This window comes from Janthinobacterium algoris, from assembly GCF_051380935.1.
Classification (GTDB): domain Bacteria; phylum Pseudomonadota; class Gammaproteobacteria; order Burkholderiales; family Burkholderiaceae_D; genus Janthinobacterium.
On sequence record NZ_JBNYXZ010000026.1, the window covers coordinates 1 to 15,102 of the forward strand.

General features: G+C 57.0%; 19 protein-coding genes. 8 read left to right on the forward strand and 11 right to left on the reverse strand.

The window, feature by feature from the left end:
* Window positions 1-128: 128 nt before the first annotated feature.
* From ACQ4W7_RS26590 to ACQ4W7_RS26620, 7 genes are all read right to left on the reverse strand, one after another.
* A complete protein-coding gene (locus tag ACQ4W7_RS26590; RefSeq protein WP_436534552.1) occupies window positions 129-1,076 on the reverse strand; it encodes a replication protein RepA in 948 nt (315 codons plus the stop codon).
* A gap of 68 nt (window positions 1,077-1,144) precedes the next feature.
* The gene (locus ACQ4W7_RS26595) at window positions 1,145-1,390 is read right to left on the reverse strand and encodes a hypothetical protein (RefSeq protein ID WP_436534554.1); all 246 of its coding nucleotides are present in this window, start codon (window positions 1,388-1,390) and stop codon (window positions 1,145-1,147) included.
* Window positions 1,368-1,625 (reverse strand): hypothetical protein, encoded by a 258-nt coding sequence (locus ACQ4W7_RS26600; RefSeq protein ID WP_436534556.1) that lies wholly within the window; start codon window positions 1,623-1,625, stop codon window positions 1,368-1,370. Before ACQ4W7_RS26600 ends, ACQ4W7_RS26595 begins: the two co-directional genes overlap by 23 nt.
* Window positions 1,626-1,650: 25 nt before the next feature.
* Window positions 1,651-2,760: a ParB/RepB/Spo0J family partition protein gene (locus ACQ4W7_RS26605; protein WP_436534558.1), complete on the reverse strand. Its 1,110-nt coding sequence runs from the start codon at window positions 2,758-2,760 to the stop codon at window positions 1,651-1,653.
* Window positions 2,760-3,515: a ParA family protein gene (locus tag ACQ4W7_RS26610; protein ID WP_436534560.1), complete on the reverse strand. Its 756-nt coding sequence runs from the start codon at window positions 3,513-3,515 to the stop codon at window positions 2,760-2,762. Before ACQ4W7_RS26610 ends, ACQ4W7_RS26605 begins: the two co-directional genes overlap by 1 nt.
* Window positions 3,516-3,639: 124 nt before the next feature.
* On the reverse strand, window positions 3,640-4,314 hold the full coding sequence (locus ACQ4W7_RS26615) for a hypothetical protein (RefSeq protein WP_436534562.1): 675 nt from the start codon (window positions 4,312-4,314) through the stop codon (window positions 3,640-3,642).
* A gap of 73 nt (window positions 4,315-4,387) precedes the next feature.
* Entirely contained in the window at window positions 4,388-4,981 is a 594-nt protein-coding gene (locus tag ACQ4W7_RS26620) for a hypothetical protein (RefSeq protein WP_436534564.1), read from the reverse strand.
* A 627-nt stretch (window positions 4,982-5,608) separates the two neighbouring features.
* On the opposite strand from ACQ4W7_RS26620, the gene ACQ4W7_RS26625 reads away from it, so the two are divergent.
* From ACQ4W7_RS26625 to tnpC, 4 genes are all read left to right on the forward strand, one after another.
* Window positions 5,609-6,034 (forward strand): hypothetical protein, encoded by a 426-nt coding sequence (locus ACQ4W7_RS26625; protein ID WP_436534566.1) that lies wholly within the window; start codon window positions 5,609-5,611, stop codon window positions 6,032-6,034.
* Window positions 6,035-6,274: 240 nt separating this feature from the next.
* Window positions 6,275-6,568, forward strand: a complete 294-nt coding sequence (gene tnpA, locus ACQ4W7_RS26630) for an IS66 family insertion sequence element accessory protein TnpA (RefSeq protein WP_436534568.1) — start codon at window positions 6,275-6,277, stop codon at window positions 6,566-6,568.
* Window positions 6,565-6,909, forward strand: coding sequence for an IS66 family insertion sequence element accessory protein TnpB (gene tnpB / locus ACQ4W7_RS26635; protein WP_436534570.1), 345 nt, complete (start codon window positions 6,565-6,567; stop codon window positions 6,907-6,909). Before tnpA ends, tnpB begins: the two co-directional genes overlap by 4 nt.
* A 55-nt stretch (window positions 6,910-6,964) precedes the next feature.
* Window positions 6,965-8,485: an IS66 family transposase gene (gene tnpC / locus ACQ4W7_RS26640; RefSeq protein WP_436534572.1), complete on the forward strand. Its 1,521-nt coding sequence runs from the start codon at window positions 6,965-6,967 to the stop codon at window positions 8,483-8,485.
* Here the strand turns inward: tnpC and ACQ4W7_RS26645 are convergent.
* Complete coding sequence (locus ACQ4W7_RS26645) at window positions 8,472-8,756, reverse strand: hypothetical protein (protein ID WP_436534574.1); 285 nt, start codon at window positions 8,754-8,756, stop codon at window positions 8,472-8,474. The genes tnpC and ACQ4W7_RS26645 overlap by 14 nt on opposite strands.
* A 35-nt stretch (window positions 8,757-8,791) precedes the next feature.
* Here ACQ4W7_RS26645 and ACQ4W7_RS26650 point away from each other — a divergent pair, with 35 nt between their 5' ends.
* Window positions 8,792-8,953, forward strand: a complete 162-nt coding sequence (locus ACQ4W7_RS26650) for a hypothetical protein (protein WP_436534576.1) — start codon at window positions 8,792-8,794, stop codon at window positions 8,951-8,953.
* A gap of 374 nt (window positions 8,954-9,327) precedes the next feature.
* On the opposite strand, the gene ACQ4W7_RS26655 is transcribed toward ACQ4W7_RS26650, so the two are convergent.
* Both ACQ4W7_RS26655 and ACQ4W7_RS26660 read right to left on the reverse strand, forming a co-directional pair.
* Complete coding sequence (locus ACQ4W7_RS26655) at window positions 9,328-9,876, reverse strand: hypothetical protein (protein ID WP_436534577.1); 549 nt, start codon at window positions 9,874-9,876, stop codon at window positions 9,328-9,330.
* 171 nt (window positions 9,877-10,047) lie between these two features.
* Window positions 10,048-10,626, reverse strand: coding sequence for a hypothetical protein (locus tag ACQ4W7_RS26660; RefSeq protein WP_436534579.1), 579 nt, complete (start codon window positions 10,624-10,626; stop codon window positions 10,048-10,050).
* A 284-nt stretch (window positions 10,627-10,910) separates the two neighbouring features.
* Here ACQ4W7_RS26660 and ACQ4W7_RS26665 point away from each other — a divergent pair, with 284 nt between their 5' ends.
* The 3 genes from ACQ4W7_RS26665 to ACQ4W7_RS26675 are packed head-to-tail and all read left to right on the forward strand — an operon-like array spanning window position 10,911 to window position 14,071.
* Complete coding sequence (locus ACQ4W7_RS26665) at window positions 10,911-11,471, forward strand: recombinase family protein (protein WP_436534581.1); 561 nt, start codon at window positions 10,911-10,913, stop codon at window positions 11,469-11,471.
* A 4-nt stretch (window positions 11,472-11,475) separates the two neighbouring features.
* The gene (locus ACQ4W7_RS26670) at window positions 11,476-13,110 is read left to right on the forward strand and encodes an IS481 family transposase (RefSeq protein ID WP_436534730.1); all 1,635 of its coding nucleotides are present in this window, start codon (window positions 11,476-11,478) and stop codon (window positions 13,108-13,110) included.
* Entirely contained in the window at window positions 13,100-14,071 is a 972-nt protein-coding gene (locus ACQ4W7_RS26675) for an ExeA family protein (protein WP_436534583.1), read from the forward strand. The genes ACQ4W7_RS26670 and ACQ4W7_RS26675 overlap by 11 nt, the downstream gene beginning before the upstream one ends.
* 167 nt (window positions 14,072-14,238) lie before the next feature.
* Here ACQ4W7_RS26675 and ACQ4W7_RS26680 read toward each other — a convergent pair whose 3' ends face one another.
* Entirely contained in the window at window positions 14,239-14,496 is a 258-nt protein-coding gene (locus ACQ4W7_RS26680) for a hypothetical protein (RefSeq protein WP_436534585.1), read from the reverse strand.
* Between the last annotated feature and the right edge of the window lie 606 nt (window positions 14,497-15,102).

Sequence of the window (15,102 nt, forward strand, 5' to 3'; positions counted from 1 at the left end):
TCGCCCTGGGCGGGCGCGTGGCCACCGGCCTGGCCGTCATCGAGCGCAGCGCTCGATCGCCAGCTGCAGCACGTCGCCGCTGCCGGCGCCCACGGCGCGGGCCAGCTGGTCGACGGCTACATGGCATATTAGCGAGAAATAACTATTTTCGGCGGTATCGGAGTATCGGATGGGCTCAATTCAATGCCACCTCGAATAATCTGCACGTTAGCCTGTGGGTATGCTGCCTTTACAATCCGTAACTTTAACGTAAATTCATCACGGAAATTCTGAAGCCCGTTCGCCCCAAGATATTCTTGTCCAAACTGCTCTTTAAGAGCAACCCAACTTAACGGCAATTTGCGGTCCAGATTGTATAGTCTTTGGGCAAACCAAACATACATATCCAGCCCAAGGGCAGTACCTTTCAGCATCGCTAAAGCCCGTTTGTCGAGTGGGACCGCAGACATAATCAATGACTTATAGAACTCTTCCGTAATGACTGTTTTGCCAGGCCAGATCGAGCGCTGCTTATCAGTTTTTGATACCCACGTTGTAAAATCTTGAATAGGTTGTCCATTGTAAGTTCGAAAATTTAAGCCGAACTGCATACGCATGGCCGCCAATGCGTGCATCTGCATACGCACTGCTTTGTAGCGCTTGCCATCAGTGCTAATTCCCAGCTGGTGAATCATGAAGTCAGCCGCACTATCACCGATAGGTATTTCGCATGTTTTATTTTTAACCGCAAAAGACGAAATATAGGCAAGAATCAAGCGAGGTATAACGCCAAACGGAATAGGCTGCTGCACTGGACCTTTCCCCTCGTCCAGCTTGCCAGCAGCTATGGATATCCACGACTTTCCTGACTTCCGCTCAAACTCGGTTCCTGCTACCTTTGATCGGGGCAAGCCAACTTGACACAGCACTGAATGATAGTACCCAATGTCCTTGCCCTCTGGACCTTGAAGGCTGATTTCCGCACTGCTATCGACTATCTTGCGTTCTCGTTTGGTTTCCCCCGTCACAAGCTGGCTAGGATTTTGATCATTGTCTAGTAAGGACTGTTGACCATCAGGTTCATTCACTTTTTTCACATTGACTCCCTACCACCTTGCGCTGTGTATAGAAACGGCAGGATCTACCTGCCGCCTTGTATACTATCTTAATCGGTCATCGGCTCATCAAGCCATTCCCGCGACTCTTGCAACTTTCTTGCAAAAACATCAACCGCCTCTAGCAAGACGTTCAATTCGACCTGAATAGAATTGTCGATACAGTCGAACGGCTCGGCCAAGGGTTCAAGTTTTTTACGGCATCCCGCTACTACTGTGAGCGCTTTGCCGGTCAAACGTTTTGAGCTTACGTTTAGCGCCTTCGCACGAGATTCAAACATGGTTGTCTGCCGCATGATCGCCTCCAGTCATCGTTTCTTTTAGATCACAGTACGCTTCGTACAAACGCTTACATTGCTTATTGACCAGCTGGCGTGACATACTTTTTTCTTCAGCTATCACGATCTGGAGCTTTCCCGGATGCACAAGAAATTCCTTAGCGGCTGCAATGTTAGAGTCGTCTAATCCACGGTGAGATTTTAAAAAATGGGTCAGCGCAAGATCAAAATCTCGATCAGATAAAGTACCCATTGCCCTTCTTAATGAAACCATAAAACTACCCCTGGCGAATGACTTTAAGAATCATTAAATCGGCCGCAGGAAAAGGCACCAACATACTATCATCGGTGCCATGACCAAACATCAGCCAGGCTTTCGCTGGATCGCTGTGCACAGTTTCACGGGCCAGAATTGCGGCACCATGCTTACTATAATTGAAGTCAAAAGCAGGACGGCTTGCAGCCCCTTTTCGCACTTCGACATGCACATCAAACGCTGGAACGGGAATGATGCGAGCATCTTTTTCAGCATCGTTCTTCTTTTCCTTTGATTCAAGTTTGACGCCGCCATCAACTGTTGGAGCATCCGTTTTTCCTGGACCTTTCGTCTCTGCTGCACTTCCATTCGTGCTGGTAGCATTGTCCGCTGCAGGGGGGGGATTTTCACCCTTGGGGCCGGCCTTCTTGGGCTTCTTCGACTCGATGCCTTGGCGTTCTTTTTCTACAGCTTCGGCAGCGCGTGTTTCGTCACGTTTCAGGGTGCCAGTTTCTTTTGCACGATCGATCATCGACTGTGCAAGGTCAGGATTAATCTGCAGGATGTTGTTAAGCGAGCGTGCCGTATCGATGGTAGCAATATCAGTCCTTACCAAATCCTGAATTTGAGGAGGCGCCTTGAGCATATTGAGATATACGCTAATGGTCGACTCGCTGAAATTCACAAGGTCGGAAACTGCTTTCGCGTTCTTGCAGGCGCCGGTATCAATCAAGTCACGGAAAGACTCTGCAAGATCGATCTGATCCATTTCTTCGCGATGGATATTCTCGATGATCTGCATGGCCTTGATGACTGTCAGATCGGTTTCTTCCGAGATAACCGCATTGATCGTTTCCGATTCATTGATCTGCGCACCGAGCCAGCGACCTTCGCCTAAGATGATCATGTACTTGTCTGGAGTACCGTCAGGGTGTGCGCGAACAATAATGGCTTGCAGCTGCCCTTGAGCTTTCATGCTCGCCGCCAGCGCTTTGAGCTTCGTCTCGTCGCGCTTCTTCTTGCGAGGCTGGTCAGGATCGGCGAACACATCGGCTATGGGGAGGGCTACCGGCAACGGCGTATTTGCAGCCCGGCTAATGGTGCTGATAGACCTTCTTTGGAATTTCGACATTACATGATTCCTTTCAAAATTGCATCGACAGCTGGACGCATGGCGGGGCTACGCTTACCCATCGCCAGTTTGTTTTCAATGTCCGAGCGCAGATAGACAATTTCCCCAACCATCTTGATTTGGGCGTCCTTCAACTCCTGGAGCGTTTGAGTATGCAAGGCTGAGCGCTTCATCACCTTATTTGGGATAACACCCAAATAATTGAGGCGATGATTGCCGTAGATACCTTTTACTTCGCGGATAATACCCTGCAGGCCCAAGACACCATCCATGCCGAATGCATCCACAGTCGTAGGCGCCACACAAGCATCTGCCGCCACCAACGCGGAATAGTAACGATGTACAGCCGTGGTCGGAGTGTCGATGATGATGAGATCGAAGTTTGCGCGCAAACTGTCCACGTTCTTCTTGAAAACAGCATAGAGGTCACGCCGGCCGGCAACGTCGCCAGTGGTCACGAGCGAGTCAACGTCTTCCAGGCCTGCATCGCCTGGGATGATATGCAGGTATGGATTAACTTGAAACACCGGCAAATCTTGACCCATGTTTTCGTCAAACAGCATGGAAGCCTTGAGAGATTTTTTCGTTTCTTTTTCCACGTCCGAAACAACCGTGTTGGACGAGTTTTTCTGTGCATCATTCTCGATGATCAGCGTACGAATTTTTGCATGCGCCGCATACAAGGCGATGTTGACCGTGAAAGTAGATTTACCGATACCGCCCTTTTGATTGAAAATTCCGAGAACTTTTGCCATCGTCGCTACTCCTAAGATATGAAGGTTTTTTGTTGAATTTCTTTGGCGCGCTAAAGATTTAGCGTCCAACTCAAGCTCTATCGACTCAAGTAATTATACCAAGCCGGGGTTTACATTGTAAACCTTAATGGATAAAATTAGTGAAATTTTTAGTGAAAGATTTCACTATATTTTTTTGCTCTGCGTAGCTACCATTCGGCGTGTTCGTCGAGTGGATCGGCATTGTTGACACATGCCAAGCATCGCCACGTTTGCCGAGAAGCTGCCGGACAGTGACAAGTGGAAGCTGTGGGTATTTGAACGACACAGGATTCGGTTTCGACTGCCCCGCGTTCGTCCCGCCCATGCATTCGGTAGTGGACGATAATTGCGCCATGCGATTACGCACACCGTCGATTTCCTTTGCCATGATGGAAAACTCTTGCTCTGAATAGCCAAGCTGCTGACCAGGGCCACTCAAGAACAACTCTTCCACCCCTTCAGCCGAATAGCCATACAACAGCAAACCGGCACGGTCATGGTTTTTCAAAAACTCATCTGTTCGGCGCATGTTTTCTTCCAGGGCCAACAAAGAATCAAGCTTCATCTGCAATTTCGCCAGCGCGTCAGGCTCGTGCTTTGAAACACGAATATCGCTTGCCAGTAAAATTTGAACGGTAGACCCATCATCATTGCGAAAAGCATTGCGGCGGAATTTTTTCGCTCTGGTTTTTTTCGCCACACCAACAGATACGGCACGACCATTGCGGATCGAAATTTGCTTATTCGCCTGATTTTCCACTTTTTCAATACGACGCATATCACCACCTCTTTCATTAAAGTTAATGTGCTGGCATCCCCACCTAGCGATGCCACTCTCCTTCCACTACTTACTAGCCATACCAAGAAATATTGACCTTCTGTCCGGGCGTCCATACGGCAGGAAAGCGCTGCTTGACCTTCCAGACACATTCCGCGCCGGTGTACTGCCCCTTGCGTGGGATGGCATGCCCATACATCGCCAATGCCTTAAATTCGATTTGATCTTGCTCGATAGGCCGGACGACAGCGGAATTCGCAGTCACCCTGCCAACGACTTCGTAAAACGTGGCGTTTGTCTGTTCATAGCCGCTCAACGTATAAAAGATTGAGCCGATTTCCAGCGCCTCAAAAAATTCTTTAATATCCTGATTCGCCTTGGCAGTGCGCGCTTGCTCGTCAGCTTTCTGCTCACGGCGCTGCATTACCCATGCTTTGATAAATTGATCACGCAAATCAGCGGTGGCTAAATAGCAGTGCTCCACGGGCTTGACTTTGGTGCCGTGGAAAATGCAAACACATGCACGCAAGCCGCGCTCATAAGACCAAATGACAGCCTTAATATCCGCATGCTCCTGGACACGGCCATTAGGCGGCGTCCAACGTTTAGCCATTCTTGCCGCTGCGGTATTCGCTACTTTTGTCATTGTCTTGCCCTTCGGTTGCATGGTTTTCAAACTGCCCGGACCCCAAGATCCGTGACTGTCGCGTTAGGTTTTAGAGGGAACGATTAGAGTTGTGGCGGTCTGTGATTACCGCCGTATCCCCTGAGTCCCGTGTCTGTGGTTCGAGCGACGACCGGGGGTATAGAGAGACAGGCAAAGGCTGCGCGTATAAAAAGGGAGGCCGTAGGCTGACCGGCTTTATGCCGCGCCGCACTTGCCTGTTGAGCGCCCCGGTCTAAAGTCCGAACCCATGAACACGAGGACTGAGGGGATTGGTAATTACGACGCCTGCGGGTAGAAGTTCCGACGCGCGAAGCGCGCAGTCACGGAGCGCCAGGGGCGCTCCCTGAATGGGTTTTGTGGTGTTGGTGTTGCGTGGGTTTTGTCAGCCTGGCCGTCGCTGTGCGCGGCCAGCTGGAGCATGGCAAACCTGCCTGCGGATCCGCCCCGATCTTGTCGGGGCAAATCCGCTAAGGGGTGCCATGCCGAACTTAGGAAAGCGAAGTCTGCATAGATTTTTATTGACAAACGACAATTAAAATGGTCTAGTACCACCGTGATCTTTCGACAATCCTGCTACTGGCGGGATCGAAAGATCACTCCGGTAGCTCCAATTCAATAGGAGTTCCCATGTTTGCTAAATACACTGAAACCGATCTTTACCTGAAACCAGCTACTGCTGAAAATTGCATTTCGGCTTTCCCGAATGCTGAGTTGGTTGGCACAATTGAATCGAAGATCCATGAGCGTGATGTTGTCGCGTTTCGTGGTATTTGTGACAGAACTGGTCAACCATTTTTGGCCGTATCGATTGGTAAATTTCGGTCTTTGGATTTGAATGAGCCTACGCATTTTTTTAAAGTGCTTGGCAATAAAACCAGCGACGGTGAAGTTAAGTACCAGGGTTGTTTTGAGATTCCTTACCATCCTATGGATGGTGAGGAAGTTCGAGCTTCCGGCACTATTTTTCAATACCGACTGACTGCGTTTGAATCTTATGATGCATCTGGTAAGGTCAAACGTATTGGCGGCACTGGCTGGCCAGTTCAAAGTTGATTTTTCAAACTATATCGGACAGTCTCTTTAGACACCCACTACCGAAGCCGGCAATCCTTTTTAAGGATTCCCGGCTTCAATCTTTTTTACTCTCCGAAATATAATTTCAGTTAGCAAATTTTCCTATTCGGCACTCGCGGCTACCATGCAGCTGGTCGATAGTAAGCGTCCAGCCGTCCCATCTATGAATTCCTGATCGGCATCGCCACACTATCCTCTCAATCAATAAGGGAGGTAAAGGTGTCAAACAAGGACCGTCAGAAGGTATGGAAGGAACGGGTGGCGCAGTGGCAGGCCAGCGGATTGTCGCAGCGGGCATACGCCATCGAGCAAGGCTTTCCGATCCGCCAGGTTGGCTATTGGATACGCCGGTTGACCAAGGCGCCGGGCGTGCCCGGGCTGTTGCCGGTACGGGTGGCGCCAGCGGCGTCGGTGGCGGTCGCGATCAGCCTGCGCAACGAGCGCGGCTGGACGTTGAGTTTGCCCGGCGATGTGCCGGCCAGCTGGCTGGCCGAACTGATGCGTGCCCTATGATGCAACTGTCGGCCGAGGCGATCTGGCTGGCGACGACGGCGGTGGACATGCGCACCGGGATCGACGGCTTGTCGCTGCATGTGCAGCAGGCGCTGGGGCGCCCGCCGTGCGACGGCACGGCCTACGTGTTCGCCAACCGACGCCGCACCCGCCTCAAAGTGGTGTGCTGGGATGGCACCGGCGTGTGGATGTGCCTGCGCCGTCTGCACCACGGCCAGTTCGTCTGGCCGCAGGCGGACGAAGCGTGTTGGCAGATGAGCGCGGAACAATGGCGCTGGCTGGTCGCCGGCGTGGACTGGCAGCGCCTGTCGGCACCCGCGCCAGCGCAGTGGCGCTTGTGACGACGTAAACTGTTTTACTTGTAAACGTCCTCCATGCCCGGTAAACTGCGGCGCTATGGACCTGCTCAACGAACTTGCCCGCGCCGACATCGACCCAGCCTTGCTGGCGCAGGTGCAGGCGCTGTTCGCACAGCAGCAGGCCAAGCTGGCCGAGAAGGATTTCAAGATCACCGCGCTGACGCACGAGCTGGCCTATTATCGGCGGGTCCGTTTCGGCAAGGCCAGCGAGGCGCTCGTCGGCGAGCAACGCCTGCTGTTCGAGGAAACGCTCGACATGGACCTGGCGGCCATCGAGGAGGAACTCGACGGCCAGGCGCCGGCCAAGCGCCAACGCAAGCGCGCCGGACGCCAGCCGCTGCCGCCGGAGTTGCCGCGCGTCGAGCACCGCCACGAGCCGGAGTCGTGCCAATGCGGCCGATGCGGTGCCGACCTGGTCAAGATCGGCGAGGACGTCAGCGAACAGCTGGACGTGGAGCCGGCGCGCTTCTTCGTGCATCGGCATATTCGTCCGCAGTACGCGTGCCGTCCGTGCGAGACGGTGACGGCGGCGCCGGTCCCGCCTGCCGTCATCGATGGCGGCATGGCCGCCGTCGGCCTGCTGGCGTGGATCGCGGCCTGCAAATATCTCGACCATCTGCCCTTGTACCGGATCGAGCAGATCGCCGCCCGCCAGGGCGTGCCGCTGGCCCGCTCGACGCTGGCCGAGTGGATCGGGCGTATCGGCGTGGCCTTGCAGCCGCTGGCCGACCGGCTCGCCGAGCTGTTGCGGCAACACGCGTGCCTGCATGCCGACGAAACCCCGGTGCGCCAGCTCGATCCGGGCAGCGGCAAGACCCGCCACGCCTACCTGTGGGCCTACCGCTCCGGCGTGCACGACGACGGTGCGCCCATCGTTGTGTTCGACTACCAGAGCAGCCGCGCCGGCGCCCATGCGCGCGCCTTCCTGCAGGGCTGGCGCGGCCATCTGATGGTGGACGACTATGTGGGCTACAAGGCCCTGTTTACCAATGGCCCCACCGAGCTGGCCTGCCTGGCCCACATCCGGCGCAAGTTCTTCGACGTGCATGCCGCCAGCGGCAGTCCGGTCGCCGAAGAGGCGCTACGCCGCATCGCGGCACTGTACGCGATCGAGCAGCAAGGCGCGGGACGCGATCCGCCGCAACGCCTGGCGTTGCGCCAGCAATTGGCCATGCCGGCGCTGGCCGACCTGCACGCCTGGTTGCGGGCGACCCAACGCGCTGTCGCCGCCGGCAGCGGCACGGCCAAGGCCGTCGACCATGCGCTCAAGCGCTGGCCGGCGCTGGAGCGCTATGCCACTTCGGGCACGCTGCCGATCGACAACAACCCGGTCGAGAACGCCATCCGTCCGATCGCCATCGGCAAGAAGAATTGGCTGTTCACCGGTTCGGAGCGGGCCGGCCGCCGCGCCGCCGCCATCCAGAGCCTGTTCGCCACCGCCAAACTCAACGGCCTTGATCCGGCGCGCTGGTTGGCCAGTGTCTTGGAACGTCTCCCGACGTGCCCCAACAGCCAGATCGACTCGCTGTTGCCATTCCCTGACTTTACCCAACGCTGAACACGCTGTACAGGTGAGGCGGCTGGCCGCTTACGGTCGATACGTTGCTGGCGTTGACCAAGTGCGCGCCACGCGCACCGGCCAGCTGGCCAGCGTTATCGATGTGATTTGTAAATCCGCCCTGGGCGGCTCTCATGGCCACCGGCCTGGCCGTGGCCGAGCGCGGGGCATTCGTCCCCGCCTCGATGCGCGGCCGCTCTGCAGCCGGTTGATACGCTGACGGCGTTGACCAGGTGCGCGCCACGCGCACCGGCAAGCTGGCCAGCGGCATCGATGTGATTTGTAAATCCGCCCTGGGCGGCTCTCGTGGCCATCGGCCTGGCCGTGGTCGAGCGCGGGGCATTCGTCCCCGCCTCGATGCGCGGCCGCCGTGCAGTCGGTCGATACGCTGCCGGCGTCGATCAGGTACGCGTCATGCGCACCGGCCAGCTGGAAAACAAAGGTAAGCACGAGGCGTCACGACAATAAATGCCAACATGCATCCTTCGCCCTCCGGGCGATTGCGCCCCGACGATAAAGCCGTCGGCACGCCCAATTACTTGGGTAAACCGAGAAATCAAAAACCGGAACCCCAAACCCTAGCCCGCAGCGCGGCCAGTGCCTGCCGTAGCAACGATTGTATTTGTCGGGTGCATTGCGTCAGCAATGCCCCAGGCCCGGTTATCAGCTGGCCTACGCGAAGCGCATAGGCCAGCTGATACGCACGCAAACCGGTTGTAAAACCGGATGCCGCGTGCCAACCTCGCGTAAGCGATCGGCGGCAACGCCGATGTTACGCGCCAATCAATAGTCGAAAAAAAAGCCAGCTTTTAAGCTGGCTTGGCCCCATCAGACCCGTGGAGTTATGAGCGCCACCATAAACCCATCGCGGATATCAAATGTTGAACCCTGACGCGGATAGGAACATTGACACGTAAGCGGCGCAATCCTTCCACGTCATAGCTGACTGCCAATGCTGCACGCAATGCGGGAATATTAAGAACATCCCCACGCGAGAAAAAGGAATAAATCATATTGCCCATGGCCTCAATTGCCAGTTCGTCAGTGGGCAATAAGCCTGTCGATTCGACATGCCATCCATACCACACGCCAAATTCTTCCGCAACGTCATACTCAAATACACCCGGATATTGCTCATTCACGATTGCGGCGGCACGTTCCTGCATATCGGCCATGACGGAAGCAAAAATTGTCAGTTCGTTGATTAGTTCAAGCTGGCCAAGGTTGGCGCCATGCCCTGTCGGCAGTGAACGGCTTACATTGATACCCGCGTAAAAAAACGCGGCATGCGTTTGAGACGCCACCGTTGGCAAGGGACGCAATCCCCCCTTCACGCCAACACTCCGAACGGCTTCACATAGTTGTAGCGGCTCGCGTTTGAAAGTGGCCATGCTCGCATTCGACGCGTTTCCCAGCTCAGATTAAGTGCAAATGACGGACGGCTCGTGCTCGCGCTATCTGCAAATATGCTCGCAATCCATGGTGCCGGCTAGCATTCGACGTCAACGTGCTCGCGCTAACTGCAAATGAAATACGCCTACGCCGACAGGCCGCTTACGACCCTAAGCGGACGAAACGAGGTTGAAAGCCAACCCGGTCATGCCGCCTGACAGCAATCCGAAAACGACTTCTTGTCTGGTATGACGGCGAAGGACGAGACGCGACCAGGATACGGCCAATGCAAGAAGCAGTACAACGGAAGCGCTTGCCATATCAGGCCAGAGTAAAGCTGCTGCGAATATCGCAAAACTCGCATGGAGTGAAACCTTGAGCCGACCACGGAACAACCAAGCGAGTAGGATCAGCAGGCCGCAACTTGCGGGGCCCAGGATCATGCGGAGAGGCTGACCAGATACCCACAGCACCGTTGCAACTCCGAAAAAAAGCAGCAGCAGGACTGAATGCAACTGGCGGCGTTCTTGTGGCACGGATGCATCGACATGCCGCCAACGCCCAGTTCGCACTTGAATCCAGCTGTAGGTGATCACGCTGACACCTAGGCATAGAGAGACAAGAAAGAGCAGTTGAAGCGCCTGTATAGGTACACTCTTCGTCATGGCGCTCAGTATTGCCGCGACCGGGGTGAGTATCGCCGGGTGGCCAATTAGCGAAAGTGTTCGTGCAACGCGGGTCTGTGTCATGTCAGCGCATGTTGAGAAAATGAATAAAGGGCGGAGCTGACCAATTGCAGACCATATGCAAAACGTCTCGACCGCTTGAGGTGCCATGCCCGCCCTAGCTAAATGCGAGAACGAAGGTCTGCTCTTGGCCGAAAGCGGAAGTTGCTTTTGAGCGATTGTACCGTACAGGTACACCCAAACGGGCCATTTGACTGAGACGAATATTTCGTCTCAATAGGGTTGTTTTTCCGTTATCGATATGGTAATTTTGGCAGTTCTAAAGCCTATCGAGACGAACCCGACCCATGGCGCTCTACGGATATGCCCGCGTTTCCAGCAGCGACCAGGATTTCGCCCTGCAGGAGCAGGCGCTGCGCGCCGCCGGCTGCGACGTGGTCCGGGCCGAGAAGGCGAGCGGCACCAGCCGCGCCGGCCGCACCGAGCTGGCGACCCTGCTCGATTTTTTGCGGCGTGGCGACACGCTGGTGGTGACCAGGATCGATCGCCTCGCGCGCAGCATCAAGGACCTGCAGGACATCGTGTACGCATTGAAGGAGCGCGGCGTCACCCTCAAGGCGACCGAGCAACCCATCGACACCCGTAGCGCGGCGGGCAAGGCCTTCCTGGACATGCTGGGCGTGTTCGCTGAATTCGAAACCAATCTCCGACGTGAGCGCCAGCTTGAGGGCATCGCCGCCGCCAAGGCGCGTGGCGTTTACCATGGACGCAAGCCGTCGGTGGATTCCACCGAGGTCCAACGTCTGCGCGTCGAAGAGAAGCTGGGCGCGACGGAAATCGCACGGCGGCTCGGCGTTGGCCGCGCCTCCGTGTACCGTGCGCTGGCCCGCCATGATCGGCCGGAATAAGACGATCCCTATCGACTCGCTGCTGCAGTTGCGGCAGCGGCTGGACCGTTTACCGCGCAAGAGTTCGGAACGTGCCACCCAAATCGCCGCCGTGGCCAGCTTGTACGGCGTCTCCGCGACAACCGTCTATCGGGCGTTGCAAGCATTTCAGAAGCCGCATGCCGCGCACCGCGCCGACCACGGCAAGCCTCGTATGTTGCCGCAAGCGGAGCTGGAGCGCTATTGCGAACTGATAGCGGCGCTGAAACTGCGCACCACCAACAAGGCCGGACGCCACCTGTCCACCGGGCGGGCCATCGAATTGATAGAGGAGCATGGGGTTGAGACGTTGCAGGGTTTGGTCAAGGCGCCCATGGGCCTGCTGCGGCGCCCGACCGTCAATCGTTATCTGTCCCTGTTGCGGCTGGACCAGCCCCATTTGTTGCGCGAACCGCCGGCCGTGCGTTTTCAGGCAGAACGCAGCAACGACTGCTGGCAATTCGATATGTCGCCGTCCGACCTCAAGCACATCGACAAGCCCGATTGGATCGACCCCACAAAGGGCGTCCCGACCTTGATGCTGTTCAGCGTGGTGGACGACCGCAGCGGCGTGGGCTACCAGGAATACCAGTGCGTGTATGGCGAGGACGCCGAGTCCGCGCTGCGTTTCCTGTTCAACGCCATGACCGTCAAGCCCGACCCCGCGTTCCCGTTCCAGGGGCGGCCGAAGATGATCTATTTGGACAACGGCCCGGTGGCCAAGAGCCGGGTGTTTCAAAACGTCATGCTGGCCCTCGATATCGAGTGGCTCACGCACATCCCGGCCGGCAAGGACGGAACGCGCACGACGGCCCGCTCGAAAGGCAAGGTTGAGCGCCCGTTCAGGACGGTGAAGGAGGCGCATGAAACGCTTTACCATTTCCACAAGCCGGAGACGGAACGTCAGGCCAACGAGTGGCTGATGCGCTATCTGCTGCGCTACAACGACCAGAGCCATCGTTCGGAAAAACACTCACGTCTGGCCGATTGGCTGGCCAACCTGCCCGCCGAGGGCGTACGCGACATGTGCGCATGGGAGCAGTACTGCCGGTTCGCGCGCGAACCCGAGAGCCGCAAGGTCGGCGTCGACGCGCGCATCGCCATCGGCGGAACTTCCTACCAGGTGGAGCCGGACATGGCCGGCGAGACCGTCGTCCTGCTGTGGGGCTTGTTCGACGACGAAATGTACGTCGAGTTCGACGCCGAAAAATTCGGGCCCTACCGCCCTGTGTCCGGCCCGATCCCGCTGCACCGCTACCGCGCGTTCAAGCGCGGCAAGGTGGATGAACGAGCCGACCGCATCCGCGCGCTCGCCGACCAGCTCGATCTGCCGATCAGCGCTTTGGCCGGAAGCGATGTCCACCTTTCGTCCCCGGCCGCCGCCGTGTCGCTGCCGCACCAACCATTCGACGCCGAGGCCCACGCCTACCACTTCGCCGGCGCCATCGCCGCCAAGCTGGCCATCGCCGACGATCTGGCGCGGCCGCTGGCCAAGCTCGCGCCAGAGGACCGCGCCTTCATCGACCAGGTGCTGGCCGAGACGCTCAATCGCAGCGTCGTACTGGCACGCGTGCGGGACTATTTCCGAAACAAGCAAACAGGAGATCACCATGCGGGTTGAAGTGATGCAGTATTACGGGCTGACGCAGGCGCTCAGCCAAGCGGGCTACTACGAGACCGAGCACCACCAGCAGCTCATCAAGGACATCAAAGGGGCGGTCATGCAGGGGCGCCTGATCGCCGTCTGTGGCGTCGTGGGCAGCGGCAAGACCGTCACGCTGCGCCGTCTTCAGCAGATCCTGAAGGATGAAAACCGCGTGTCCGTCGCCAAGTCGGTTTCGGTGGAGAAGCACAGCATCAAACTCGCCACACTGATTTCAGCTCTCTACTACGATCTGTCGCAGGACAAGCAGGTGCAGATCCCCAAGCAGGGCGAGCGGCGCGACCGCGAGCTGCAGGATCTGGTGAAAAAGGGCAAGCGGCCCGTGGCGCTGTTCATCGACGAGGCGCACGACCTGAACGGCCATACGCTCATCGGCCTCAAGCGCCTGATGGAGGTCGTGGAGGACGTCGGCGGCCGGCTGTCGGTGATCCTGGCCGGCCATCCCAAACTACGCAACGACCTGCGCCGGCCGACTATGGAGGAAATCGGCTACCGCACCGACATCTTCAATTTGGACGGCATCGCCGGCAGTCAGCGCGACTACATTCATTGGCTGCTCGGCGTCTGCACTGGCAACAAGGCCGAACCGGGGGAGATTCTGACAGCCGAGGCAATCGACATACTGGCCACCAAGCTGCGCACACCGCTGCAGGTTCAGTTGCATCTGACGCTGGCCCTCGAAGCGGGCTACCAGACGGGCGAGAAGCCGGTCACGGCGGAATTGGTGGAGACGGTGCTGTCGCGCCAGCTCGACGACCTGGAGCCGACACTGGCGCGCCACGGCTACCGGCTCAAAGACATGACCGAGCAGTTCGACGCCAAGGCGGCAGAGATCCGCGCAATGTTCAGCAACCAGCTCGAACCGAAGCGTACGGCCGAGATCCGCGAGCGCATGCTGGCGGCGGGCTTGCCGATATGAGCCGTCATTTGCAGTTAGCGTGAGCCGGCGGCCGTGGAATGCGAGCCGGCGCCGTCGATTGCAAGCTCATTTGCAGATAATGTGAGCACGTGCCCGCCGTCATTTGCAGTTAATTCGAGCCGAAATCGGCGTCGAATGCGAGCACGGCCGGTTTCAAACGCGAGCCGCTACACATAGTCGAGCGTATTTTTCTTTTCGGCTTCAAACTTGCGCCAGCCATTTGGCGCCCGCCCTTCTGGTGTGGCATAAATATGCAAGCTTGGCATATCACCAATGTGCGCCTCCCCGATGGCTTGAAGTTCGGCGGTCAAGTCAGCAGCCGCGCACTCAATGATCTTGTGGGCTACACGACGCGTAATTTCGATTTGAACAATGCCCGTGGGAAAAATTACGCAAGGGTATGCAGTGATGGAAAATTTGGCCATGGAAAAATCCTTTCGTGTTGTCGTTAAAAATGGACTGCCCGGACCCCAAGATCCGTGACTGTCGCGTTAGGTTTCAGAGGGAACGATTAGAGTTATGGCGGTCTGTGATTACCGCCGTATCCCCTGAGTCCCGTGTCTGTGGTTCGAGCGACGACCGGGGGAATAGAGAGACAGGCAAAGGCTGCGCGTATAAAAAGGGAGGCCGTAGGCTGACCGGCTTTATGCCGCGCCGCACTTGCCTGTTGAGCGCCCCGGTCTAAAGTCCGAACCCATGAACACGAGGACTGAGGGGGTTGGTAATTACGACGCCTGCGGGTAGAAGTTCCGACGCGCGAAGCGCGCAGTCACGGAGCGCCAGGGGCGCTCCCTGAATGGGTTTTGTGGTGTTGGTGTTGTGTGGGTTTTGTCAGCCTGGCCGTCGCTGTGCGCGGCCAGCTGGAGCATGGCGAACCTGTTTGCGGATACGCCCCGGTGAGGGGGACGTATCCGCTAGGCTTCGGCATGCCGCGGTGTGAGTGGCGTACTTTAGTACGCCATCAATGCCGCTCGATGAGCGGCACCGGCCATACGCCATAGGCAGGTATGGCCAAAAAGCGCCAAGCGGTG

Coding starts and splice junctions, on each gene's coding strand:
- ACQ4W7_RS26595 (WP_436534554.1), bottom strand. CDS start 1,390: ATGCGGCAGACAACCATGTTTGAATCTCGTGCGAAGGCGCTAAACGTA.
- ACQ4W7_RS26600 (WP_436534556.1), bottom strand. CDS start 1,625: ATGGGTACTTTATCTGATCGAGATTTTGATCTTGCGCTGACCCATTTT.
- ACQ4W7_RS26605 (WP_436534558.1), bottom strand. CDS start 2,760: ATGTCGAAATTCCAAAGAAGGTCTATCAGCACCATTAGCCGGGCTGCA.
- ACQ4W7_RS26610 (WP_436534560.1), bottom strand. CDS start 3,515: ATGGCAAAAGTTCTCGGAATTTTCAATCAAAAGGGCGGTATCGGTAAA.
- ACQ4W7_RS26615 (WP_436534562.1), bottom strand. CDS start 4,314: ATGCGTCGTATTGAAAAAGTGGAAAATCAGGCGAATAAGCAAATTTCG.
- ACQ4W7_RS26620 (WP_436534564.1), bottom strand. CDS start 4,981: ATGCAACCGAAGGGCAAGACAATGACAAAAGTAGCGAATACCGCAGCG.
- ACQ4W7_RS26625 (WP_436534566.1), top strand. CDS start 5,609: ATGTTTGCTAAATACACTGAAACCGATCTTTACCTGAAACCAGCTACT.
- tnpB (WP_436534570.1), top strand. CDS start 6,565: ATGATGCAACTGTCGGCCGAGGCGATCTGGCTGGCGACGACGGCGGTG.
- tnpC (WP_436534572.1), top strand. CDS start 6,965: ATGGACCTGCTCAACGAACTTGCCCGCGCCGACATCGACCCAGCCTTG.
- ACQ4W7_RS26645 (WP_436534574.1), bottom strand. CDS start 8,756: ATGCCGCTGGCCAGCTTGCCGGTGCGCGTGGCGCGCACCTGGTCAACG.
- ACQ4W7_RS26655 (WP_436534577.1), bottom strand. CDS start 9,876: ATGGCCACTTTCAAACGCGAGCCGCTACAACTATGTGAAGCCGTTCGG.
- ACQ4W7_RS26660 (WP_436534579.1), bottom strand. CDS start 10,626: ATGACACAGACCCGCGTTGCACGAACACTTTCGCTAATTGGCCACCCG.
- ACQ4W7_RS26665 (WP_436534581.1), top strand. CDS start 10,911: ATGGCGCTCTACGGATATGCCCGCGTTTCCAGCAGCGACCAGGATTTC.
- ACQ4W7_RS26675 (WP_436534583.1), top strand. CDS start 13,100: ATGCGGGTTGAAGTGATGCAGTATTACGGGCTGACGCAGGCGCTCAGC.
- ACQ4W7_RS26680 (WP_436534585.1), bottom strand. CDS start 14,496: ATGGCCAAATTTTCCATCACTGCATACCCTTGCGTAATTTTTCCCACG.